Origin of the sequence: Pseudoalteromonas sp. CR1, assembly GCF_019392235.1 — a bacterium.
In the GTDB taxonomy this organism is placed as follows: Bacteria; Pseudomonadota; Gammaproteobacteria; order Enterobacterales; family Alteromonadaceae; genus Pseudoalteromonas.
Genome location: NZ_JAHXRM010000071.1, coordinates 1 through 373 on the forward strand (window position 1 = coordinate 1; position 373 = coordinate 373).

General features: G+C 59.8%; 1 protein-coding gene. It reads left to right on the plus strand.

Annotated elements, in window-relative coordinates; genetic code table 11:
- A partial coding sequence (locus KZZ04_RS18525; protein ID WP_257903673.1) for an amidase family protein occupies positions 1-373 on the plus strand: 373 nt, incomplete at both ends.

Sequence of the window (373 nt, forward strand, 5' to 3'; positions counted from 1 at the left end):
CTGAAGCCTCCTCCAACCTGTCGCGTTTCGACGGCGTACGTTTCGGCTACCGCTGTGAAAACCCGAAAGACCTGACCGACCTGTACAAACGCTCCCGGGGCGAAGGCTTCGGTGCCGAAGTACAACGCCGCATCATGGTCGGTGCCTACGCACTGTCGGCCGGCTACTACGACGCGTACTACCTCAAGGCGCAAAAAATCCGTCGCCTGATCAAGAACGACTTCATGGCCGCTTTTGAAGAAGTTGATGTGATCCTCGGCCCAACCACGCCGAACCCGGCCTGGAAGATTGGCGCCAAGACCGGCGACCCAATCGCCGAGTACCTGGAAGACCTGTACACCATCACCGCTAACCTCGCGGGCTTGCCGGGCTT